The organism is Calidifontibacillus oryziterrae (assembly GCF_000331575.1).
In the GTDB taxonomy this organism is placed as follows: Bacteria; Bacillota; Bacilli; order Bacillales; family Bacillaceae_J; genus Calidifontibacillus_A; species Calidifontibacillus_A oryziterrae.
The window spans coordinates 1,697,680-1,722,393 of sequence record NZ_KB223527.1 but is presented as its reverse complement, the minus strand read 5'-3'; the positions used below and the strand labels follow the sequence as shown (position 1 = coordinate 1,722,393).

Genomic DNA, 24,714 nt, shown 5'->3' with positions numbered 1-24,714 from the left:
AATGAAGAGAGAGGAGTAAAATCCTCTCTCTTATTGTACAGCAAAAGTTTTCAAACAATCTCCGTTAATTGTTAAAAAATTAAAAAATTTGAAATTGTCTGTCGAATAGTGTAATAAAATTACATTTTATTACATAGAACTTGCAGCTATAAGTTTATTTCTCGCCCTCGACCTGATAAATTTGTACAGGCTTTTCTTTCCCTTTCACTTTAATTGGTTCTAGCGGGGTAATTTCAAATAGATCCTTTACTCGTTCATACGTATTTTCGCTAATCAAAATTTGTTGTGGCTTCGCATTCGATTCAAGTCGAGCAGCAAGGTTTACCGTATCACCAATTGCTGTATAATCAAGGCGGTCGGTTGAACCAATATTCCCGATAACGGCAGGACCCGAGTTAATGCCGACACCAAAGTAGACAGCTCGTCCATATTTTTCCTCTAAACGTTTTGCCATTTCAAACGAATGCTTTTTCATTTCCAAGGCTGCGCGTACAGCGCGTTCTGCGTGATCAGGTTGTTCAATAGGGGCACCGAAGATTGCCATAACGCCATCACCAATGAACTTATCAAGGGTTCCTTCAAATTTGAATACAGCACGAGTACATAAATCCAAATACTCATTTAAAATTAAAATGATTTCTTCCGGCTGCATTTTTTCAGAGAGCGGAGTAAAGCCACGAATATCTACGAACACAAGGCTAACATCCATCCGTACCCCACCGAGCTTTACTTCTTCCTGAGAAGCTAAAATTTCATCAACAACACCTTTGGAAACATAACGCCCAAATAGTCCAGTAACACGTGCTTTTTCTTTTCGTTCTGCGATATATTGCAGTGCAACAGAGGTAATATAGACGATGATTAGCGCTAGCAATACATAGAAGAACGGCAGTAAAATATGCATTTCAGAAAACACGGTAATGGTTGCAATCCAATAAATGCCGATAAAATCGAGTAAAGCAAGAAATCCTAATTTTACTTTTAAACGATCAATCGTTAAATAGGATAACGCTGTTAGCAAAGTAATGATCAGATAACTAGTTGTAGCATTTGCTTTCGAATAAATATTTCCATCTAAAAAGCTTTGAATAATGTTTGCGTGAATCTCGACTCCGTTCATTTTTGTGACTTGGCTCATAGGGGTTGTATATTGATCCTGTAGGCCGGCTGTATATGGTCCGATTAATACAATGGTATTTTCAAAATACTCAGGTGGATATTCCTCATTGATAACTTGATAAATAGGGATTGTATCAAATTTTTTACTAATAACCTCTTGGGAATCCTCGTGCGGCTGTGTTGAATACGTAAAATTGATGTCGTTATTTGGACCTGTTTGAATTTTTTGTCCATCTAGAAAAAACTCATTGCTTTCATTCCATGTTATTTCGCGACCTTCTTCTTCTAATAAAAGGTTTGCAAGCTTAACAGATATCGCAGGTAAAATTTCATTGTTCTCATCCGGGATACCTAACATGATTTGGCGTACAACACTGTCGCGGTCTTCTTTTACATTGATATGTCCAATTTGGTTTTGGTTGATAGAAAACACGGGTCTATTTATAGATTCAAATACTAAGTCACCTACGTTTTCCTGTTTACCTTTGAAAACAAAGTTTGCGGCGAGATAAATATTATCATGTTCGTTTACAACTCGTTCAAATACTTGGTCCTGTGAAACATCCTGACTAGCTTCGGAATAAAGAACATCAACAAAGATTGCCTTCGCTCCTGCTTCTGCCAGCCTTTCTGTCGTTTCGGCAATTACTCCACGCGGCCACGGCCATTTTCCAACCTCAGCTAAGCTTTCATCATCAATAGCTAATATAACAATGTTGCTTGAGACTTCTTTTTCCTCTCTGATTAACCGGTCTGAAACATACTCATTTACGATAAAAAACATGTCTCTTGCATAAAAAAAACAAATCACAATGGAAATAATGGCGATTGACACTATTTTCCGCAACAATTAAATTAGCTCCCCTCTTCTTGAATTTAGATGATGCAAATTCAAAATGATTTTTTGTTGATAGTAGGACAGGACGTTTTTATTTTCAAGGTCCTTAATGACGTAATCCACTACTTCAGGAGAGATACCGGCCATTTTACTTATATCCTTAGTTGATATTTTGACATGAATTTCAACAATATCATTTAAACGTTTACCGTGATCAATTGATAATTGAATGAGTGCTTTAATAACATTTGTTTTCGCGTCATTAAATACTAAATCTGTTACATGCTCGTTTGTTTTCCGAAGTCTCGCTGACAGCTGCATTAGTACTTTTTGTGTTACGTTAAAATTTTCTTGCATTAATTTCATAAATGACTGCTTCGAAATACATAGTAAAACAGAATCCTCTAGTGTTTCGGCTGTAGCAGAACGTGGTTGATCATCGATTAATGCGAGCTCGCCAAAACTATCTCCTTTTTTTAAAATTGTAATAATTTTTTCTTTTCCTTTCACTATGGAGTAAATTTTTACCGAGCCTATTAAGATGATATAAAGAAAGTCGCCTTTATCGCCTTCATTAAAGAGCACTTTATTTGCTGTATAGCCGGACTTCATCGCGATTTTTTCGATTTGTTGCAGTTCCTCCGTCGATAGTTTTTCAAAAAGAGATACCTTTTTTAAATGTGAAGTGATCGACATTTATTTATTCCCCCGCTTCAAAATTACTAGAAAATGCAGAATATTCCTTAAATCTACTTAAAGAGTACGCTTAAAGCTTATAATTTGTAAAGGTTATTTAGTTTAAAAAAAGATAAAAAATCCTTTTTAATGGCACAACACGACAAGATTCGTTAAGATGAAGGTATCGGATTAGCAAGGTTTGAGGGGAGACTTTTCGGGACTCTATTAGGTACAATATGGACCGAAATTAATATTTAGAGATAAAGGGGTAAATAGTGATGAAGAGATTCATAATTATAGGGGCAATCAGTGCATTTTTAGCAGTTGCTTTAGGCGCGTTTGGGGCGCATGGTCTTGAGCATAAGCTGTCAGAAAAGATGATGGATACATGGGAAAAAGCCGTCGATTATCAAATGTTTCACACAATGGGTCTGTTTATTGTTGCTTTTGCTGCAAATAAGTGGCAAGGCTCTTCATTAATTAAGTGGTCAGGAATCATGATGATAATTGGAATTCTTTTATTTTCAGGGAGCTTATATGTATTAAGTACTTCAGGAATCACACCTTTAGGTATGATCACACCCTTTGGAGGTGTATCATTTTTAGCAGGGTGGACGTTATTAGCGTTAGCGTCTTATAAAAGTGCTTAAAGACCGCTTGCTTATATTGGTCATAGTCGGTGGACGTTATTAGCGTTAGCGTCTTATAAAAGTGCTTAAAGACCGCTTGCTTATATTGGTCATAATAGTCAGTGGATGTTATTAGCACTGCTTATAAAAATGCTTAATCGCTGTTATGTATTGCCGTATTTATAGCAGCAAAAAATAAAAAAACGATTTAAATCGGTATTTACCTTAAACGGCAAACAATTAAAGCGTACGGCGTATCTATCTATTTCGCGATACACCTAACTCAACAATAACAATAAAGGAGTAAGCTGGAACAAACATGTTCTCGAGCTTACTCCTATTTTTCCTTTATTTTATTCTTGGCGGAAAAGAAGCTAAAGGTGGTCGACCACCGTTAAACGGATAATAATACTCAATTTCTTCATCAAACGTCACATAATCTAAATAAATCATTGGAATTAAAAAACGCATTTCAGTTTCTGGATCACTTAAAATAATATGATCGCGCCCGGCAGCCTCAACCACACCTTTAAAAACTCGGGCATTCCACTCGGTGTTATTTTCGAAGGTTGCGTAAACCGTTGCAACTTTTCCTCTGTTTAGCCTTAAAATGTTTTCAATGTATGATTCTTCTACAGGTAGCATACCAGGGATTGAAGGTGTTGTAGGTGCAACAGGTGCTTGAGGGGTACCTGTTTGCGGGAAACCGCCAAGTCCCGGGATTGGACCACCTGAATAAGTTGGGACTTGTTGCTGCTGTTGAAAGCCATATTGAGGATATTGGCCATACATCGTTGTTTGATAAGGATTGTTTTTTGCCATTTTACTTCCTCCTCGAATAGATGATAGGGACAACCTTTTGATATTCATCACTATATAAAAATAATGACTGAATAAAACTGTAATACAAACTGCTCAGCCTGATTTAAAAAAACACTTGTGGGCAATCTGCACGGTCAGGAGTATAAAAGCAATGTGCTTTAAATCGCCCTGTGTTCCACTGATTAAACCATTGTGCGGGGCACTCCCCTTCAGGTCTGAAAAACCAAAGTGAATAAGTAGCAGGGTGATACTTCCAACCTCTTATAACTTGACGCGCAAGCCTAATGTCCTGTTCACGTGCACGTTGATAAAAATAAGGTTTATCAACCGCTTCATAGCCTCCAGGTTTTTGGAAAACCATGTCTCGTAAAGTTCTGATTTGTTTAAAATCAAGGCAATCCCCGATCACACGGTTAACACCAACATTGCCAACCATTAACATTCCAAGTTTTCCATCACCTTCTGCCTCAGCTCGCATTAATCGTGCTAGAAGTCTTACATCTTCTTCTGTATGTTTAACAACTGCCATTATCTCACCTCGCTTAAAGACGTTTACCCTACTAACATATTGCAGGTGTAGAAAATGGTGACTCATTTTATAAGATTTTAGAAATGGCTTTTATATGATTTATGAATATTTGCGGTTAACATTGGGGCAGATTATATTAAATTTTTATGAGGGTGAATAGACTTTTATGATAAAGAACCCCCAGTTTGTGATGAAAAAATAAAAACTTCCTGCTAAACGTCAGGAAGTTTCTTTTTATATTGAAGTAATTAAACACTTATATATATGCTAAAAAACTTATACAGCGGTAATTAAACACTTATTTTTCATTAATAGCTTAAATTGCCTTAAATAACACGTTTGCCGAAAAAGAAGTCGCTTTTAAACGTGAAGGAATTTCACTACATCTTCCTGCTTTAAAATATTTCCAACAAAGAAAGATCCAAATTCACCATAACGCGCACTTACTTCATCAAATCTCATTTCATATACAAGCTTCTTAAATTGAAGGACATCGTCTGAAAATAATGTTACGCCCCATTCCCAATCGTCAAAACCAACGGAACCTGTTATGATTTGTTTTACCTTACCGGCATAATTACGTCCAATCATTCCGTGAGAGCGCATTAACTCACTGCGTTGTTTCATAGGAAGCATATACCAGTTGTCATTTCCGTTGCGTCGCTTGTCCATCGGATAGAAGCAAACATGCTTTGATTTAGGCAAGATTGGATATAATCTTGCTTGGACTTCAGGGCTTTGATATGGATCCTGGTCAGAAGGCAAATAGTTGCTTAATTCCACAACAGATACATAAGAATGTGCAGGAATTAAAAATTCAGCAAACTTCATTTTATTAAAAGTAGTTTCCAACTCGTTTAGTTCCTCCATTGTTGGGCGAAGGATCATTAGCATAAAATCAGCCTTTTGACCAACAATTGTATATAGTGCATGGCTACCTTTTTTCTCGTTTTCAGTTTCCACTAATTTCTCTAGAAATGCCTGAAATTCTGCAATAGCTGTATAGCGCTCGTCGCTTGAAAGAGTTTTCCAGGCTGCCCAATCTACGGTACGAAAATCATGTAAGCTGTACCATCCATCTAGTGTTTTTGCTGCTTCGCTCATATATTTCGACCCCTTTAATTTTTATATTTTTGTACATCATTGTCTAACTGTTATTGCTCGTCTTAGTTAAACCTATTTTCAGTATGTACATGTCATTTACTAATATAACATAGATTTCCAGATAGGAAAGTTTTATGCTCTTCACCACCATTGGCGTGGTATTAAACTAATAATTGCAGCATATCCTGGCGAATTTATATTTATTATTCTAGCGACAATACTCGTGTTTAAGTCGTGCGAGGTCCAAAACATCCTCAACTTTAATACGGAGTTTATTACAGTTGCTCCTGTGGGATGTCACCATCGAGTTTAATCTTTAATACGGAGTTTATTACAGTTGCTCCTGTGGGATGTCACCATCGAGTTTAATCTTTAATACGGAGTTTATTACAGTTGCTCCTGTGGGAAATCACCATCGAGTTTATTTCTTTAATACGCAGTATATTAAGGTTGCTTCTTTATTGCAGAAATCTCATGACTTTTTAGTTATGAGTAGACCAACAAGGGATTTTTTTGCTTAGTTTCAGGGAAAAATAAATCATCAAGAATTTTGAGTTGAAACACAACTAGGAGGTCGACAACTGTGAATGAACTTTTTTCTAGTATTAAAGAGAAGGTAAAGTCAGCAAAAAAGTCAATTGTGTTTCCCGAAGGAACAGACGAACGAATTTTAACGGCAGTTAGCCGTTTAGTAAAGGACAATGTTGTAAATCCGATTGTGATTGGGAATCGAAAAGAAGTTGAAGCTAGAGCTCGATTGCTAAACGTATCGTTAGACGACGTTGAGGTGTATGATCCGGAAACATACGATGAGCAAGATTTGCTTGTGTCTGCTTTTGTGGAGCGCCGCAAAGGAAAAGCAACTGAAGATGATGCGAGAAAAATTATTAAGGATGAAAATTACTTTGGGACTATGCTTGTCTATGCAAAAAAAGCTGATGGTTTAGTAAGTGGTGCAATCCATTCAACTGCAGATACCGTTAGACCTGCGCTCCAAATAATTAAAACAAAATCGGGTATCCGAAAAACATCGGGGATGTTTGTTATGACTCGAGGGAATGAAAAATATATTTTTGCTGACTGTGCGATTAACGTTGCGCCAGATAGTCAGGATTTAGCAGAAATTGCAAAGGTTAGTGCAGAGTCAGCAAAGTTATTTGACATTGAACCGCGAGTAGCCATGTTAAGTTTTTCGACTAAAGGATCAGCAGATACACCTGAAACGGAAAAGGTTGCTGAGGCAGTAAAAATTGCAAAACAACAATATCCGGATTTAGTAATTGACGGAGAGTTTCAATTTGATGCAGCGTTCGTACCAACTGTTGCCGAGAAAAAGGCACCAGATTCCGTAATTCAGGGCAATGCGAGAGTATTTGTATTTCCAAATTTGGATGCTGGAAATATTGGATATAAAATCACACAACGCTTAGGGGGATTTGCAGCAGTAGGACCTATTCTCCAAGGCTTAAATCGACCAGTTAATGATTTATCACGCGGCTGCAATACGGATGATGTTTATAATCTTGCATTAATAACAGCGTTGCAAGCATTGTAAAAAAGTGGGAAAATACTAACGATTTAGGTTGGATACTTAGCGTTAAAGATTTAAATGTTGTAAGGTAATGCAAAAAGAAGGATAAACTATTCGGTTCGATACTTAGCGTTAAAGATTTAACTGTTGTAAAGTAATGCAAAAAGAGGCACTAACAATTAGGTCGGATGCTTAGCGTTTAAAGATGCAACTGTCGTAAGATTCCGCAAAAAAAGGACTTACTATTCGGTTGGATGCTTAGCTTTAAAATACAAGCGTTGTAAGAAAAGGCATAAAAAAACTAAAAATGCTCAAAATAATAGTGAATGATTGTCATATGGACAACAGATCCGTTATTTTACAAAAACCTATAGTAAAAGTAATTTTTGCGGACAACAGATCCGTTATTTGCCAAAAATCATAAGAAAAAGACTCCTACACAATCGAATAACGGAACGTGTGTCCACTAAATCAGCTAATAAGCTTTTATGCGGAGAATAACGGATCCTATGTCCTTTAATAAATATCAGCCATGTTTTATCATACGATTTAGCTGGTCATTTAGGAAGTTATTGAAGGTGTATTCGATTTTTCTTTTTGCATTTGGTCTGTTTTTATAAATACAGGCTATGTTCGTCAGCAAAATGGTGCATTTAAGAAAGAATTAAGTGTTACTTCCTTTTATTTATTAGAATGAATGACATGGTTTCGCTTTAGAATACGATTATAATTGAATGTGAAAAGAGCTTGTTCATTTTCAGTTAATTTCTCAGTAGGGATGATTAATGATCCTAGCTTCTTTAACGCATCCAATACTAATGTTATTACTTCACTGATTGAGAGATTCACATTGAGTAGCTCTGCCAAAGAAGCCATCGTGCTTGGGACAATCTTTGGATAAACCATTTTAGTATGTTCGTTTTGTAATGATATATTATAAAACTCTCGAATATACTCCGCGCGTTTACTTCCACTACCTGTTACACATATATAAATTTGCACGGCAACACCGTTGCGAAGTCTTCGTTGTGAGATACCCGCAAATTTTTGATTGTTAATACTTAAATCAAAGCTTCCAGGACAATAAGAGCCAATTATTTCTTTTGCTTCGATTGGAACTCGGTACCTTGCTAGCATTAGTTGAATTAAATTCCACATTGCCTGGTAGCCACTGTTGATATCAATTCCCTTTCCTTCTGGAAGAATTAAGGAAAGGTTTAAAATGCCTTCATCAAGTACAACAGCAAGACCGCCCGAATTTCGAATAATGATTTCATAGTTATGTTCTTTTAGAAAAGCGATACCTTCTTGTAGAAATGGAAGCTTCCCATCTTGAATTCCTAAAACAATGGTTGGCGCATGAACCCATGACCGAAAAATTGGATCTGATTCCCCGCCTCCAACCGAGGCGCAAAACGTATCATCATATGCAAACGACTGTAAAGCACTAAAAGTTAGGCCAACCTTTGAATGATCAATATACCGCCAAACCTTTTGTTGTAATAGTGAACTTGCGGAAACCATCATTGTTTATCTCCATTCCTATTATGTTAGTGTGAATAAAGTTTTGGGATTTTTTATAATAATTTTAATAATTATAGCATGAGTAGAAAATAGGCGTCTGCAGGAGTAGATTTTTAAAAAATAGGTATAGGGCATGCTCGATAATCGTGATAATGCTTTTGATTACTTTAATGATTAAATAGAAAAAGCGAAGCGCACGAATAGGCTTCGCTATTTTTTTATATCGCTAGTTTACATGAACTATGAGTTTGTATATGCTGATAGCTGGAAGTTCAATTCCAAAAAACTCGTAGTTCAAACAATATAATATATTGTATTGTGTCCAAATCTCGTTTGCACGTTGCTCGAACGAATGAATATCATATTATATTTAGCAACTAATTTTGTAACTAATTTTGTCCAAAAATCCGAAAATTTAAACTAAAAACTAGATTGAACGAATTTATTTATTTTGCGATTCGCTCCAAGTTACCGTTTTTATCCATTTTAAATGTATTTGACGGTTTTTCCTCATCCTCAAATAAAACTAACTTACGAGCTCTATCCATAATTTTAATCAGTGCCTGATAATCCTCTTGAACAAGCTCATATTCTTTTTCGGTTTGCTCAACCTTCTTTTTAAGAGCCTCGATTTCCTCACTTAACTCTTTGTTCTCCTTTTTCAATCTATCATTTTCGAATTGAACACTAGTCGACTCTTGATTATTCATTCCAAAGCTTCTTAAAAACTGGATAACGTCGTCAATTGTTAGAGAACCACTTTGATTTTTTATAGTCGACCGCACAGGGTGAGTGTTTTCTTGATTAGGATTATCTTTTTGAACAATAAATTCCTCACCTGCCTCAAACGTTAACGTTGGGACTGGCGGTGTGTATAATGGTTTTGTTTTTTGCCCTAATGCCCTTTGTCGTTGTTTCCGTTGTTTTTTTGCTAAATCAATAGCTTTTATGTAATCCTGTCTAACAACTGCGTTCCAACGGAAACCACAGGCAGCTGAAGTGCGGTTGAGTTTATCACCTACCTCCTCAAATGCATTAAGTTGCGTGCTCCCTTCACGAATATGACGGAGCACGGTTTCCGCTAACAATAGATCATCCTCTTCAGACCATGCATCTTGTCTTTGAATCATGCTCATGCTTTTTACACTCCTTAGTTATTTTTCTAGTAATAAAGTAGAATGAAATATAAAATTTCTGTTACTAACAGGATGACCAAGAACGAAATTATTTATACATAAAATAAGAGTGTGATAGAGGATAGCACCAATTTCCAAATATTACCGGGGTCAGGAACCTTGGTGGCACCCTCTATGGCTACCGCTATGGACACCGCTATGGATACCGCCCTGGCACCTTGCTTGTCATCTTCTGTTGATACAAATAGGCGGAAGTGATAAAGTGAAATTTGAGGTTGTAAATACCGTTATATAAATGGACTGATAGGTTAGCTTCAAGCCAGTACGAAAGAAACTTCATTACACCGTTAGTTTGTTGGTGAAGAGGCGAGGGAGCATGTGAGGTTACTTTAGTAATGTGAAAATACGGTTAAATACCTTTCTTATAATTAGTCATGGATTGGAAGGCAGGTGGGCGTTATGGCGAAGAATGAGTTTCGGATATGTGATGATTGCCAAGCTACAAATATAAAGACATTAGTACCAAGGTTAAAAAAGCTAGATCCAGACGCAACCATTGTTATTGGCTGTCAATCATATTGTGGGCCTGGCCGCAAAAAATCATTCGCCTTTCTAAATAATCGTCCTATATCAGCGCCGTCAGAGGACGAGCTTATTGAGAAATTAGAAAAGAAACTCAAGTAACGATTACCAAATTTTGCCGGGGTCAGGAACCTTGGTGGCACCGTCTATGGCTACCTCTATGGACACCGCCCTGGCACCCAAAAAATTTGTTTTTTGTTGCGATGTTCGGATGTATAATTTAGAAGGACACAAAGACAAAACAAAGAACAATAATTACAATAAACATACAAAATTCCCCAAAGTTAAAAAAGTGGCTTAGTGAAAATGGCTTATCTAAAGTGTTAAATGAAGATGCCTATTATACTTATGACTTATGGTATCATTCCTGTTTATAGTAGAAGAACACCAATTTATCTATATAAAATGGTTACTGAATTAAACTAACATCTAAAAAAACAATAACCAAATTAAGATAGTAAAATATAGTGAAGGATGAAAGGAGGACCTTTCATGACCTACATAAATGAACAGCTGGAGGAAGAGAAGGTTTTTAAAGACCCGGTGCATCGCTACGTGCATGTACGGGATAGATTAATATGGGACCTCATAGGAACAGCAGAATTTCAAAGGCTGCGGCGAATTCGTCAGCTTGGTACGTCATTTTTTACATTTCATGGTGCGGAACATAGCCGTTTTAACCATTCTCTTGGGGTATACGAGGTAATACGCAGAATTATTGAAAATTTCCAAGGCAGGGAGCATTGGGATAATAACGAACGTTTGCTTTCACTTTCAGCTGCGCTATTGCACGATGTCGGTCATGGGCCTTTTTCTCATTCATTTGAAAAGGTTTTTAAGCTTGACCATGAAGAGTGGACAAGAGCCATTATTGTTGGCGATACGGAAATTAATAAGGTATTGCGCCGTGTAAGTGAGGATTTTCCGAAAAAGGTTGCCGAAGTAATTGCAAAAACATATGAAAATAAACTCGTAGTCAGCTTGATTTCTAGCCAAATTGATGCCGACCGGATGGATTATTTGCAACGTGATGCATTTTATACAGGTGTCAGCTATGGCCATTTTGATATGGAACGTATTCTTCGAGTGATGCGACCGACCGAAGATCAGGTCGTTATTAAGAAAAGTGGGATGCACGCGGTTGAAGATTATATTATGAGCCGCTACCAAATGTATTGGCAAGTATATTTTCATCCAGTTACAAGAAGTGCTGAGGTTATTCTTTCAAAAATTCTTCACCGTGCAAAGGAAATTTATGAGGCTGGTTATGAATTTGCGCAACAACCTACACACTTTTTTTCGTTATTTAAAAGTGATGTTAGCCTAAAAGATTACTTGTCATTGGATGAATCCGTAATGATGTATTATTTTCAGGCTTGGATGAATGAGAAGGATTCAATCCTACGAGACTTATGTACTCGTTTTATTAATCGCAAACTGTTTAAATATATAGAATTCAATCCAAATACAAGCTACCTGCAATTAGTGGAATTAATAAATCTTTTTCAAAAAGCTGGAATCGACACAAATTATTATTTAGAGGTCGATTCATCATCCGATTTACCATATGATTTTTATAGGCCCGGTGAAGAGGGAGAACGGATTCCTATATATTTATTAATGTCGAATGGAGAGTTACGAGAGTTATCAAGAGAATCTGAGATTGTTGAGTCTATTTCTGGTAAAAAAAGAACAGATCATAAGCTTTACTATCCGCTTGATTTAATTGAAGACCTTCCGGACAATAGTGATGTTAAAAAAAGGATTAAAGAGATATTGCATGGCTAGAAGGAATCGACACGACACTGTTGAGAAAAGTAGGTTGAATGGGGATTTAAAAGGTGCAATGATTGCCGCAAACCAGAAAAAGTAGGCCAAACGAGAATTAAAGGGTGACCTTGATCCCCACAAAACTCAGATATTGAGATGTTATGACAAATATAAAGAGATATTGAACATGGATAGGAGTGACCTAAAAGTGTTACAGGATCACGCGAAGCTAATGCAGATGTTTGCATGTGCAGGAGAAATTGTTGGACGGAAAAAACTTCAAAAGATGGTATTCATTGCGAAAAAGCTACAGTTTCCGTTTAATGAAAAATTTAATTTTCACTATTTTGGCCCATATTCTGAGGAACTCACGTTACGGGTAGAGGAGCTTGAAAACAATGGGTTTTTAGGCGAGAGTAAAGAAAAAAAGGGCGGTTATGTTCATTATCGCTATTCATTAACAGAGGAAGGGAAGCAATTTTTACGGCACTTCCAACAGAATATACCTTACTTAGAGCCGTTAGTGAAAAATATGAATAAACAAAGCTCAAGGTTTTTAGAGCTTGTCTCGACAATTCTTTATTTTGAAGATATTCCAAAAGATCAAGTGATTGAAAAAGTATTTACTTTAAAAAGCAAACAGCGCTACACAATCGATGAAATAGAACAAGCTTATAGCTATATAAATGAGCTTCGTGAACATACATTAATGGCTAGGACTGTATAAGCCCTAGCCATTTAAATCAGAACCAAGGATTCTGATTTTTTTTATTGTTTTTAGGAAATTATAAAATTTGATCCTGTGGATCAATACTATAGCACAGAGAGTAGTGTCCAGCGCAAGCGCCCAGCAACTAGTAAACTTCGCTCATCTCTTTTGCGATAAGTCAACATTGACTCGTCCCTCTACGTGTTTCCTTTATCTCAGTCGATGCGCTCTTATTTTTACGTCGCTAACAGGGCACTTGCGCTTTAGTTCTTGTGTGACTTTTAATAGCCTTTGCTCCAATGCTATTGCTCACTTGAGAGTTTTCCGCCTATTGCATGATTTGTTTTTGGCATATCCTCAATCATGACATGAATTCGATCAAGTGGTGCGCCGGTAGTTTCTGCTACAACTGCCGTTACTTTTTCCGCTAAAGCTTTTTTTTGCTCATTTGAACGACCTTCTAACATTTTAATTGTGACATATGGCATATTGACTCGCTCCTTCTCCGCTAGTTAGTTTTGTAAACCTATTCATATCATTTCGTTGTTTTCTGGAAAAATTCCTGCAAAATTTGCGATCTGATTAAATGTTAAGCCTCGCGCACAGTTTTCCAATAAATATGTTGGAATTTACAAGATGTCTTTGCTGAAGCAGAAAGGATAATTATGCTAAAATAAGGGTAATTAGTTTCGGCCATACAAAATATGGGAAAAATAAAGCTTGAGATATTTAAGCTCACTATGGACCTAACACTATGGACCTAATTAGTAAAATGCAGATGAAGATACAATTTGTAATTAGCAAAAATAGTTAAACGAACAATGGAACCAATTAGTACAATGAAGATGAAGACGAAGCTAATAATTAGCAAAAAATATAAACATATAATCATCTTAATTTGTAAAATGCAGAATTTATTAAACTAACAAATTTTTTCCACAGAACACTAAGTTATAAATGATTGTATGATCGATTTTACCACGAGCGCATAAACAGGGAAGCTTAAAGCGAAAAATAGAAAAGGAGCGAAAATAAATGGAAAAAAAGAAAAGCATGGGCTTTAATATTATTAAAGATGACTCAACTTCTGGACATGGCGGATACGGTGTTGGCGCAATAAGTTTAAATAACGTAACACCTGTAATTATAGATTCTGAAAAACAAGAGGCGTTTATTGATATGGGGGCATTACACGCCCGTAGTGCCGTTGAAAAGGGAATCAAGATGATCCCAAACCGTGAAGGTGTTCCAAATGGTAAAGTATATTGGGTTGTTTGGGTCACCGTGCATCGGAATGAGAAGGGTCCGTATTATCACGGCTTAGGCGCATGTGAGTTATTCATAGACTCTGAGGCAAAACGTGGCTATAAATCAATGCCACAACACGTTAATAATATGGATAAATCAATTAAAGGTCGAGTCATAGTTGATATTATGGATGAGGAATCAAAAAAAGTTTTACGACAATATTTACAGAGCTACAACCACGAAATGTGGGACAATTCAGCTATTGAGCTGAAAGATGCATTAAGACTTGAATAAGCTCTTAAAATTGGGAAAATAATAATTGCAATAGGTTTTATCTGAAAATTTTTAAAAAAATGACATATTTTGAAAAATCTGTGAACATTATGTGAAAACCTTGAGCTTTTGAAATGAAAAAAGTAAACTATTTTTATGGTCTAAACACACACATAGACTAGGACATAGAAAACCCAAGCATCCTTGTTAGTAAAGGACCGCTTGGGTTTTCGACTTTCATCGTAGTTACATCGTAGTTACATCGTAGTTACATAGAAGCGATAAGTATCCAAATAACAATACTCCCGCATACTCCTGTCATCAAAAAAATAGGGAAAATAAAAATACAGTCTTTGGAAGCCGTAGCATATATAGAGCTAATAGTAGTACATAATCATTACTATAAAATCATTTTCGTAAAATCATTTTCGTAAAATCATTTTCGTAAAATCATTGCAGTAAAATCACTACAGCAAAATCACTACCCAAAATCACCACTACAAAATCACGACTACAAAATCACGACTACAAAATTACGACTACAAAATTACCACTACAAAATCACGACTACAAAATCACGACTACAAAATCATTACCACCATTTGAGCCATTTACTAAACCAACCTGGGTATTTTTCACCTTTCTCCTTTTGTTCAGTGTCATGCTGGTGTTCCTCTATATTTGGTAAGTGAATAGAGCAGAATTCAGTTGGCTCTGTTCCTTTCGAAAAATAAGTTAAACGTGCCGCCGGGCAATCACTAGTAGCCAATAAACCGGTTTTTGGATCTACAGTCCTAGCAATAACGTCTTTTGGTGGTGTAAACGTAACAATTGGTTTATCCTTCAATGCATCCTCCATAAAGCTTGCCCAAATTCGCTTCGCATAAGATCTTTCGGAAACTTTATCAATGGTTTCATCACGGTCATAACCTGTCCAAACACCTGTCACAAGCTGAGGATTAAACCCAATCATCCAGCTATCTGTTTGTGTTGTTCCAGATTTTCCCGAATAAGGACGAGTAAGTAGATTTGCAATTGCTCGTCCAGTTACCGATGTATAATCATTTAGCCGCAAATCAAACATCCCTGTCATCATGTGTGCAGTTACAAAGGAGAGTGCAGGATCAAGGATTTGTTTCGTTTCCCATTGATGGCTATAAATAACCTGACCAGTATGATCAACTACTTTTTCAATAAAAACAGGAGTAACTTGTGCGCCGTAATTGGCAATGGTACCATAAGCTTTTACCATATCAATCATTTTAACCGAAGAAGTACCTAAAGCTAGTGACGGGACAGGCAATAATTCGCTCGTAATGCCAAGGTTTTTTGCAGCATCTACAAGCTTTTCGACTCCGAGAAACATATGGGTTTTGACTGCATAAATGTTATCGGATAACGCAAGGGCCTGCGTCATTGTAATAAAGTCGTTTGCATAATAATTGTTAAAATTATCAGGCTGATATACTGCCCGTCCTTCGTCATACGAAAAACTCATCGGTTCACTACGCATAATTGTCGATGGGGTAAACCCATTTTCTAAAGCAGTATAGTAAAGGAATGGCTTAAAAGTTGAACCAGGCATACGTTCCGCTTGCGTAACCCGATTAAATGGACTTTCCAGATAATTTCGCCCACCCACAAGTGCGCGCACTTTTCCAGTTGATGGTTCTAGTGATAGCAATGATACTTGAATTTTTGAATTAGGATCAATAATTGCATTAATATGTTGTTCTGCTTTTTCCTGAATTTCAGTATCTAATGTTGTATAGACGCGTAAACCACCGAGCTCTATTGTACGTTCATCAAGCTTTACTACTTCTCGCAAGGCTTGCTTTACAGCATCTTGAAAATATGGTGCCACTTGTTGTTGAGTAATTCTTCGACCTTGGTTATTGTATTGTAGCGCTATTTCTTGCGCTTTTTGCGCATCCGCACTAGTTATAAATTCATTTGTAACCATCGATTGCAAAACAATTTGCTGCCGTACGGTGGCTTTTTTTTCATCAGCAAAAGGAGAATAATAGCTTGGAGCTTTCGGTATGCCGGCTAACATGGCCGCTTCAGCTAAGGATAATTCGCTGGCATGCTTGTTAAAATAATAATTGGCAGCAGCTTCAATACCATAAGCACCATTTCCATAGTAAATAGTATTCAAATACCCTTCTAAAATCTCATCCTTACTGTAATTCGTTTCAAGTCGAACAGTGTAAAGTGCTTCCTGTATTTTTCGTTTCCATGTTTTATCATGCTCTAGAAATAAATTTCGAGCATATTGCTGCGTAATGGTACTGGCTCCTTGAACCTTAGCCATTGCTTTAAGATCAGCAAGGGCAGCAGCAACAATCCGCTTCAAATCAAAACCGTAATGGTCGAAAAAATTCCGGTCCTCAATCGCAATTGTTGCTTTAATTGCTTCAGGAGATATTTCATTTAATGAAACCCAATAACGGTTTTCACCGTTATGAACGCTTTCCCCAATAATCGTGTTGCCATCATTCGCGTAGTATATCGTAGTTTGCGGGACAGCTAAAGGCGGCGGTCCTTTAATTAATCCGTATGAAACAAGGCTAATAATTCCGATAATAAATAAGATTAATAGTATAATACCGATCACAAAAAAAGCACGAAACCATTTTCGAGTTTTTTCCAGTGTTTCTTCTCTTATGAGCTCCAAATTGGCTTCCCCCCTTTCAGTTTTTAAGTTGGGTAATATTTTATTGATTGTTGATCTTTTGCTGTTGGATTTTTGGTTAAAAATGTCAGTAGGACAATAAATATTGTTTCTCAGACAATAAATCCTCGTAATTGGACAATAAATGTTGGTTTCCAGACAATAAATCCTTGTAGCAGGACAATAAATTTACTAGAGTCGTTCACTAACCGTGTTATAGTAGAAAAAATTTTTTATTTCAGATACTGCCCCTGCAATTTTCAGAAACAAATTCCAATATTAGGCACTAATCCTGTAATTTTTAGAAACAAATTCCAATATTAGGCACTAACCTTGTGGTTTTCAGGTGCAAATTTGTATTTTAGGAACTAACCCTGCAATTTTCAGAAGCAAATTCCAATATTGGGAACTAACCCTGAAATTTTCAGAAGCAAATTCCAATATTGGGAACTAACCCTGAAATTTTCAGAAGCAAATTCCAATATTGGGAACTAACACTGTGATTTTTAGAAGGAAATTTATATTTGGGCACTACCTTTGCAATTTCCAGAAGCAAATTCTTATTTCAGCGACTAATCCTGCAATTTTTTAATGTGAATTTTCATTTCAAATCATATAATTGATTTTTTTTATTAGATAGTATTGGAATGTTTTACAAAAAATAAACACCAACTGAGTCCTTTAGAAAAAATTTCTTGCTTTTTTGTTAGATTCAACTATACTCTTTACTTGTTACTTTCTATATTTTTAGCGAAGCTTTTGTGGTTTTTATCAGAGGTATTGGGGACATTAAAAAATAGAAAAAATTGTTTTCTAAATAAAAATAAAAGCTTCTTACTAACTAAAAATTACTAGAAAGGATTGAAGTGGACATGGATTTATGGTTCACAGAAAAACAGACAGAAAGCTTCGGAATTACAGCAAAGATTAAACAAACTTTACATACAGAGCAAACGGAGTTTCAAAAGCTAGACATGATTGAAACAGAAGAGTTTGGTAACATGCTCGTATTAGATGGCATGGTCATGACAACCAAAAAGGATGAATTTGTTTATCATGAAATGGTCGCGCATGTACCGTTATTCACACATCGACATCCAGAACAAGTTCTCGTTGTAGGTGGCGGTGATGGCGGTGTTATCCGTGAGGTGTTGAAACATCCTACTGTAAAAAAGGCAACTCTTGTAGAAATAGATGGTAAAGTAATAGAGTATTCAAAGAAGTTTTTACCTGAAATAGCAGGTGAGCTTGACAATCCACGGGTCGAGGTGATAGTAGGCGATGGCTTTATGCACATTGCTGAAAGTCAAAATAAGTACGATGTTATAATGGTTGATTCGACTGAGCCTGTGGGTCCAGCGGTTAACTTATTTACAAAAGGCTTCTATGCTGGAATTTCAAAAGCATTGAAAGATGACGGCTTATTTGTAGCTCAAACAGATAATCCTTGGTTTAAGGCCGACTTAATACGTGATGTCCAACGCGATGTCAAAGAGATTTTCCCAATTGTGAAACTTTATATTGCAAACGTACCCACATATCCAAGCGGACTATGGACTTTTACAATTGGTTCAAAACAGTATGATCCGTTAGCTGTTGAAGAGAGTCGTTTCCATAATATTCAAACAAAATATTATACAAAAGAACTCCACAAAGCCGCATTCGTATTGCCTCGCTTTGTAGAAAATTTAACAAAATAACCAAATTATGGAGGGGTCAGGAACCTCTATGGACACCACTGTGGATACTGCTATGGACACCACCCTGGCACCTTCGTTTGCCAATGCCCTTTGGCATCAGTTCAGATTCAAATTTATACTTTAGTTTAGGAGGTACATATTTTATGAGATTTGATGAAGCCTATTCAGGTAATGTTTTTATAAAGAGCCATCCAAACTTTGAAGAAAGTGAAGCGGTCCTTTATGGAATGCCAATGGACTGGACAGTTAGTTACCGTCCTGGTTCACGTTTTGGTCCAGCCCGAATTCGTGAAGTATCGATAGGTTTAGAGGAATATAGTGCCTATCTTGATCGTGAACTAGAAGAGGTAAAATATTTCGATGCAGGTGATATTCCGTTACCATTTGGGAATCCACAAAGAAGTATTGAAATGATAGAAGAATTTGTTGACCGAATTTTAACAGCGGATAAATTTCCCCTTGGAATGGGTGGAGAGCATTTAGTAACATGGCCGGTTATTAAAGCTATGTATAAAAAATACCCAGATTTAGCTATTCTACATATGGATGCACATACAGATCTTCGGGAGCATTATGAAGGCGAGCCGCTATCACATTCCACACCTATTCGAAAAGCAGCGGAATTGATCGGACCAAAGAATGTCTATTCATTCGGTATTCGCTCTGGAATGAAAGAGGAATTTCAGTGGGCGCAGGATGTTGGTATGTATATAGCAAAATTCGAGGTACTTGAACCGCTGAAGGAGATTTTACCGAAATTATCTGGGCGACCTGTTTACGTGACGATTGATATCGATGTGTTAGATCCTGCTTTTGCCCCTGGTACGGGTACAGTGGATGCTGGCGGAATTACATCTCGAGAACTTCTTGCTTCCATTCATGAGATTGCAAAATCGGATGTAAAAGTAGTTGGAGCGGATTTAGTGGAGGTTGCGCCAATTTATGATCCATCTGAACAAACAGCAAATACTGCAAGTAAAATGCTCCGTGAAATGATTCTCGGCTGGGTGCAAAAAAGAAGCTAAAGTAGCAAAGCGAAATTTTCTTAGAAAACACAAATACAAAAATAAGTGATACAAAACCGATTCGTTTGGAGTTTACCAAATGAGTTGGTTTTTTCATTATGGAAGATGGAAGGTTAACGACGTGTGTAATCACGATTATAGTCTAGAAAAAAACTAACGTTTGAGGCTTACTGAACAGTTCCTCAAGCGTTATTTTTTTACAAAAGGTGCCAGGGCGGTGTACATAGAGGTAGCCATAGAGGTGTCCATAGAGGTTCCTGACCCCGGCAAAAAATGGAAACAAAACATTGACAACACTGTACTATGATATATAATACAGTTAGAACGCGTAATACAACGAATAATACAACGAATAATACAACGAATAATACAACGAATAATACAACGCACTATTCAATACTATTCGATAAAGTAATACTACTAAGCGAGAGGAGGCACACGCTGACATGTTCCAATTAGATATTCGTAGTCGCATTCCGATTTATGAGCAGCTTGTTGAAAACTTTAAGAACCTCATTATCAATGAAGTTTTGAAGGCTGATGAGCAGCTGCCGTCTGTACGTCAAATCGCGAAGGAACTAACCGTTAATCCGAACACGATACAGAAGGCATATCGCGAGCTTGAGCATCAAGGCTATATTTATTCCGTACCAGGCAAAGGGAGCTTTGTCGCACCGCCGTCAGAAATTAACAAGGGGGAAAAGGTGAAGAAGATGAAGCAAGAATTATCAAAGCTAATTTCAGAAGCCATTTTTCTTGGCGTGAAAAAAGAAGAAATAATTTCACTTATAGAAGAAGCAGAGAAATCCGAGGATCATGGAGATCTTGGAGATCATGTGGATCAAGGGGATCATGTGAAGTCTGATGACGCTGAAAAGTCTGTAAAAGGGAGGCGAGAAGAATGATTGCTATTAAAAATGTTCGCAAAGCCTTTGAAGATTTGGAAGCAGTCAAAAACGTCAGTTTACATATTAAAAAAGGATCAATTTACGGCTTGCTTGGCTCCAATGGGGCGGGCAAAACAACATTACTTAAAATCCTAGCGGGGATATATAAGCAAGATAGCGGAGAAATCCGCATTGACAACGAACCGGTTTTTGAAAATACAGCGATCAAACAACGGCTTATTTTTCTCCCGGATACGCTTTACTTTTTCTCACAATATACGATTAAACAAATGGCTGATTACTACCGTAGCATTTATCCAACATGGAACGAACAAAGGTACGAAAGATTAGCGGAAGTTTTTCCGATTGATCCAAGTAAAAAAATACACCGCTTATCAAAAGGGATGCAGCGTCAGGTTGCTTTTTGGCTTACGTTTTCAACGATGCCAGATGTGCTAATCATGGATGAACCAATAGATGGCTTAGATGCTGTGATGCGGCAAAAAATAAAAAACCTTCTCGTCCAAGATGTTGCCGACCGTGACATGACAGTTCTCATTTCGTCGCACAATTTACGTGAGGTTGAAGACATTTGTGATCACATCGGAATTTTACATCACGGAGAAATGATGATCGAAAGAGACTTAGATGATCTAAAATCTGATATTCATAAAATTCAAGTGGCGTTTAAATCAGGGGCGATACCTGAGAAGTTTTTACAAGACTTAGATGTTCTTTACCAAGAAACACGGGGAAGTGTCCTTTTATGTATTGTAAGAGGGAATGAAACGGCTGTTTCAGAAAAAATTGCAGCGTTCCATCCGGTATTATTTGATTTGCTACCTTTAACACTTGAAGAAATTTTTATTTACGAAATGGGGGATGTCGGTTATGCAATCGAAAGTATCATGGCTTAAACGTGGCATTTTCATGCAAGATTTGCGCACAGTCGGTTGGATCGGCATTATTTATCAAATTGCATTGCTGTTTGCTTTACCGTTACAAATCATCATGATGTACGAAACAGATTCAATTCCATACCATGCGGTAGAGTCATCACATAACCTTTTTCAAGTGTTACAAGAGGTTCAAGTTTTACTAATGTTTACCGTGCCGGTTTTACTTGGTGTTGTTCTTTTTCGATATATGCAAGTAAAAGTTTCAGCCGATTTTATTCATAGTTTGCCAGTTAAACGTAGTTCGATTTTCCATCATCATTTGCTGATTGGCTTGCTACTTCTCGTGGTTCCGGTCGTAATAACAGCTCTTATTACTGGAATCGTCCATGGTGTGTTAGAACTGGGCAGCGGCTACTTCCAAGTAAGTGACATTGCCTATTGGGCTGGGATTACAATTATGATGAATGTTTTTGTGTTTGCATTGACAGCACTAATTGGAACGGTTTCGGGAATATCAGCTGTGCAAGCTGTACTAACGTATATTTTTCTAATTTTCCCTGCAGGGATTATGGTTTTGCTTTATTTTAATATGAAGTATTTTATTTTTGGATTTGCCTATGATTATTTCTTTGATAGAAGTGTATATTTACTATCACCGATCATTAGAATGGTCGAACTCCGTTATAGTGAAGCCTTATCTGGAAAGGAAATAACAATATATTTACTTTTGACTGTTGTGTTTTACGTTTTGGGCCTCTTCGCCTATAACAAACGTCATATTGAAGGCGCAACACAAGCAATTGCTTTTCGTTATTTAAAGCCTATTTTTAAATATGGTGTGACATTTTGTTCAATGCTATTAGGTGGGGTGTATTTTGCCGAAACACAGCAAGGCGATTATGGCTGGCTATTATTTGGTTACTTCTTTGGTTCGGTCATTGGCTATGTTATTGCCGAAATGGTGTTGCAAAAAACATGGCGTGTATTTCGCAGCTTAAAATGGTATGTTGTTTACGGCGTTATCGTCGCTGTATTTGGCATTTTATTAAATGCAGATATTACAGGATATGAGAAAAAAATGCCAGTAGCTACTGATATTGAAAGAGCCTATTTTGGTGACGGCATACACTGGTTTAATGAGAAAAATCACCGTGATGATAATGTTACAATTGGAGTTGATCCGTATACAGGATCAGAAATTGTCAATACATTTGAGGAAACGGATCGTTACTTTTTTGTTGATGCCGAAAATATTAATTCAATCCTAAAGCTCCATCAGCAAGTAATTGAAGATAAAAAAGAGCTTCATAATAACAACCATTATTATTGGACCATCGGCATTGGCTATGAATTAAAGAACGGCTCGACAATCATACGCCAATATGAAATTACGCATGAAGCTTATAAGGAATACTTAAAACCTATTTATGAATCTCATGAATATAAAAATTCTAATAATGAATTCCTGCGCTTAAACAAAAATATATCAGTAGATAAAATAAAAATTTCGGCACATAGCCGAGTTTCAAAATCATACGAAACGTTAGATCAGACAGAAATTGATGAAATGATGGTAGCGCTCAAGGAAGCAATGCTTGAAGAAACGTACGAAGATATGTTTGATGACCGTGAAAAATGGGCGGAAATAGAGTTATTACTAGAAAATAATCAATGGGTGCACGTGCCGTGGAAAAAATCGTACTATGCATTTGATCGCTGGATGCAGGAAAACGAATTAATCGCACAGGCAAGAGTTGTTCCTGAAGACATTGACTATGCGATCGTCGTTGAAAACGATCAATATCTTGAGGATACTCCACCGCATAAAATGATCGAGGAAGCAACTCAATTCTTTGTAACGAACGAAAACGGGCTAAAAATCGTCGAACCGGAACAACTTGAGGAGTGCTTGTGGCAAACAACATGGGGAACTTCCAACAAGCAATATGTAATTGCAATCTACTTTAAAGACGAAGAAGATCCTGTAATTCAAGGCTTACAAACGCCGCCACCATTTGTTGAACAACATTTTAATTAAATTTTAGTAGTCTTGGAGCTTACGTTATTCGACTCGAGCTACAGTCGATAATAGTTCTGTGCCAGTTTAGTAGATACTAGGCTGGCTTTTTTATTGTTTAGTAAATTATAAAATTTGATCCTGTGGATAAATACTATAGCACAGAGAGTAGTCGCCCAGCTCCAGCTCCCAGCGACTAGTAAACTTCGCTCATCTTTTTTGCGATAAGTCAACATCGACTCGTCCCTCGACGTGTTTCCTTTATCTCAGTCGATGCGCTCTTAGTTTATACGTCGCTAATCAGGGCGCCTATAGCTTTTGTTCTTTTCCAGAAAATAAGTCGAAGGACCAAATTATCACCATTACAAATAGGTTACTCCACTTGATAACAATGTTGACAATCTATATAATAGTTAAGTTATAAGATACAATTGAACAAAGTTGATTACGAAAGAAAAACGTAATACATTCAATATTTTATCGAAGTTTTAAGCTTCAATTAGAGTTAGAGGGCGTGTCTAAATGCAAGAAAATGAGCCAAGTAAAAGGCCAATTCGATTAAAGCTGGTAACGGAAATCCGTGATGGCAGTCGAAAAGAAATGCTAACAATGGAAGCTGATGGTACGTTGTATGGTAAGGAAGGAGCAACGTACATATCCTACAAGGAAATGATGGAGGGTATCGGAAAGGTATCAACAACTGTTAAAATCAAGAGGGATGAATTAACGATTATTCGTTCAGGTGGAATATCAATGAACCATACATATCGAACAGGTCAAACAACAATAAGTACATATCATGGCCCATATGGTTCATTAGAAATGCTCACGAAGACGGAGAATATGGAGTATGTCTATAGGACAAACTCGCAGAAAGGAAGGCTGACCCTCGCATATCAATTACATATGCAAGGAGAAGCAGTAGGTCGGCATCGCTTAATTTTTATGATAAAAGAGATATAAAATACATATTTAATTAAAAGACAAAACACAGTGGTCTTCCGCAAAAAAACGTAATTT

At 36.9% G+C, this 24,714-nt stretch carries 21 protein-coding genes; 12 read left to right on the top strand and 9 right to left on the bottom strand.

What is annotated here, in order from left to right; translation table 11 throughout:
- Nucleotides 1–154: 154 nt before the first annotated feature.
- Nucleotides 155–1,969, bottom strand: a complete 1,815-nt coding sequence (locus tag D612_RS0116810; RefSeq protein ID WP_017756668.1) for a CHASE2 domain-containing protein — start codon at nt 1,967–1,969, stop codon at nt 155–157.
- Nucleotides 1,970–2,653 carry a Crp/Fnr family transcriptional regulator gene (locus tag D612_RS18525; protein WP_017756667.1) on the bottom strand — a complete coding sequence of 228 codons (684 nt, stop codon included), beginning with the start codon at nt 2,651–2,653 and terminating at the stop codon, nt 1,970–1,972. It abuts the gene before it with no gap.
- A gap of 260 nt (nt 2,654–2,913) precedes the next feature.
- Between D612_RS18525 and D612_RS0116800 the strand changes: the two genes are divergently transcribed.
- A complete protein-coding gene (locus tag D612_RS0116800) occupies nt 2,914–3,285 on the top strand; it encodes a DUF423 domain-containing protein (protein ID WP_017756666.1) in 372 nt (123 codons plus the stop codon).
- 327 nt (nt 3,286–3,612) lie between these two features.
- On the opposite strand, the gene gerQ is transcribed toward D612_RS0116800, so the two are convergent.
- The 3 genes from gerQ to hemQ all read right to left on the bottom strand — a co-directional run bounded on the left by gerQ (nt 3,613) and on the right by hemQ (nt 5,719).
- On the bottom strand, nt 3,613–4,086 hold the full coding sequence (gene gerQ, locus D612_RS0116795; protein WP_017756665.1) for a spore coat protein GerQ: 474 nt from the start codon (nt 4,084–4,086) through the stop codon (nt 3,613–3,615).
- 103 nt (nt 4,087–4,189) lie between these two features.
- On the bottom strand, nt 4,190–4,615 hold the full coding sequence (locus D612_RS0116790; protein WP_017756664.1) for a cell wall hydrolase: 426 nt from the start codon (nt 4,613–4,615) through the stop codon (nt 4,190–4,192).
- 360 nt (nt 4,616–4,975) lie between these two features.
- Entirely contained in the window at nt 4,976–5,719 is a 744-nt protein-coding gene (hemQ, locus tag D612_RS0116785; RefSeq protein WP_017756663.1) for a hydrogen peroxide-dependent heme synthase, read from the bottom strand.
- A gap of 583 nt (nt 5,720–6,302) precedes the next feature.
- On the opposite strand from hemQ, the gene pta reads away from it, so the two are divergent.
- Nucleotides 6,303–7,274 carry a phosphate acetyltransferase gene (gene pta / locus D612_RS0116780; protein ID WP_017756662.1) on the top strand — a complete coding sequence of 324 codons (972 nt, stop codon included), beginning with the start codon at nt 6,303–6,305 and terminating at the stop codon, nt 7,272–7,274.
- 657 nt (nt 7,275–7,931) lie between these two features.
- On the opposite strand, the gene D612_RS0116775 is transcribed toward pta, so the two are convergent.
- Nucleotides 7,932–8,774 carry a lipoate--protein ligase family protein gene (locus D612_RS0116775; protein WP_026092558.1) on the bottom strand — a complete coding sequence of 281 codons (843 nt, stop codon included), beginning with the start codon at nt 8,772–8,774 and terminating at the stop codon, nt 7,932–7,934.
- Between the two features lie 446 nt (nt 8,775–9,220).
- The gene (locus D612_RS0116770; RefSeq protein ID WP_026092557.1) at nt 9,221–9,904 is read right to left on the bottom strand and encodes an RsfA family transcriptional regulator; all 684 of its coding nucleotides are present in this window, start codon (nt 9,902–9,904) and stop codon (nt 9,221–9,223) included.
- Between the two features lie 465 nt (nt 9,905–10,369).
- Between D612_RS0116770 and D612_RS0116765 the strand changes: the two genes are divergently transcribed.
- The 3 genes from D612_RS0116765 to D612_RS0116745 all read left to right on the top strand — a co-directional run bounded on the left by D612_RS0116765 (nt 10,370) and on the right by D612_RS0116745 (nt 12,989).
- Nucleotides 10,370–10,594, top strand: a complete 225-nt coding sequence (locus D612_RS0116765) for a DUF1450 domain-containing protein (RefSeq protein WP_017756659.1) — start codon at nt 10,370–10,372, stop codon at nt 10,592–10,594.
- A 390-nt stretch (nt 10,595–10,984) separates the two neighbouring features.
- On the top strand, nt 10,985–12,280 hold the full coding sequence (locus tag D612_RS0116755) for an HD domain-containing protein (protein WP_017756657.1): 1,296 nt from the start codon (nt 10,985–10,987) through the stop codon (nt 12,278–12,280).
- 190 nt (nt 12,281–12,470) lie between these two features.
- Complete coding sequence (locus D612_RS0116745; RefSeq protein ID WP_017756655.1) at nt 12,471–12,989, top strand: YwgA family protein; 519 nt, start codon at nt 12,471–12,473, stop codon at nt 12,987–12,989.
- 284 nt (nt 12,990–13,273) lie between these two features.
- Here D612_RS0116745 and D612_RS0116740 read toward each other — a convergent pair whose 3' ends face one another.
- Nucleotides 13,274–13,459: a 2-hydroxymuconate tautomerase gene (locus D612_RS0116740; protein WP_017756654.1), complete on the bottom strand. Its 186-nt coding sequence runs from the start codon at nt 13,457–13,459 to the stop codon at nt 13,274–13,276.
- A gap of 547 nt (nt 13,460–14,006) precedes the next feature.
- Here D612_RS0116740 and D612_RS0116735 point away from each other — a divergent pair.
- Nucleotides 14,007–14,513 (top strand): YwhD family protein, encoded by a 507-nt coding sequence (locus D612_RS0116735; protein WP_017756653.1) that lies wholly within the window; start codon nt 14,007–14,009, stop codon nt 14,511–14,513.
- Nucleotides 14,514–15,084: 571 nt separating this feature from the next.
- On the opposite strand, the gene D612_RS0116730 is transcribed toward D612_RS0116735, so the two are convergent.
- Nucleotides 15,085–17,169, bottom strand: coding sequence for a transglycosylase domain-containing protein (locus tag D612_RS0116730; RefSeq protein ID WP_017756652.1), 2,085 nt, complete (start codon nt 17,167–17,169; stop codon nt 15,085–15,087).
- An 869-nt stretch (nt 17,170–18,038) separates the two neighbouring features.
- Here D612_RS0116730 and speE point away from each other — a divergent pair.
- The 6 genes from speE to D612_RS0116695 all read left to right on the top strand — a co-directional run bounded on the left by speE (nt 18,039) and on the right by D612_RS0116695 (nt 24,657).
- Complete coding sequence (gene speE, locus D612_RS0116725; protein ID WP_017756651.1) at nt 18,039–18,866, top strand: spermidine synthase; 828 nt, start codon at nt 18,039–18,041, stop codon at nt 18,864–18,866.
- Between the two features lie 143 nt (nt 18,867–19,009).
- Nucleotides 19,010–19,891 (top strand): agmatinase, encoded by an 882-nt coding sequence (gene speB, locus D612_RS0116715; protein WP_017756649.1) that lies wholly within the window; start codon nt 19,010–19,012, stop codon nt 19,889–19,891.
- A 446-nt stretch (nt 19,892–20,337) separates the two neighbouring features.
- Nucleotides 20,338–20,796, top strand: coding sequence for a GntR family transcriptional regulator (locus D612_RS18520; protein ID WP_017756648.1), 459 nt, complete (start codon nt 20,338–20,340; stop codon nt 20,794–20,796).
- Nucleotides 20,793–21,695: an ABC transporter ATP-binding protein gene (locus D612_RS0116705; protein WP_017756647.1), complete on the top strand. Its 903-nt coding sequence runs from the start codon at nt 20,793–20,795 to the stop codon at nt 21,693–21,695. Before D612_RS18520 ends, D612_RS0116705 begins: the two co-directional genes overlap by 4 nt.
- Nucleotides 21,670–23,715 carry a DUF6449 domain-containing protein gene (locus D612_RS0116700; protein WP_017756646.1) on the top strand — a complete coding sequence of 682 codons (2,046 nt, stop codon included), beginning with the start codon at nt 21,670–21,672 and terminating at the stop codon, nt 23,713–23,715. Before D612_RS0116705 ends, D612_RS0116700 begins: the two co-directional genes overlap by 26 nt.
- Before the next feature lie 501 nt (nt 23,716–24,216).
- Nucleotides 24,217–24,657 (top strand): DUF1934 domain-containing protein, encoded by a 441-nt coding sequence (locus D612_RS0116695; RefSeq protein ID WP_017756645.1) that lies wholly within the window; start codon nt 24,217–24,219, stop codon nt 24,655–24,657.
- The last annotated feature ends 57 nt before the right edge of the window (nt 24,658–24,714 follow it).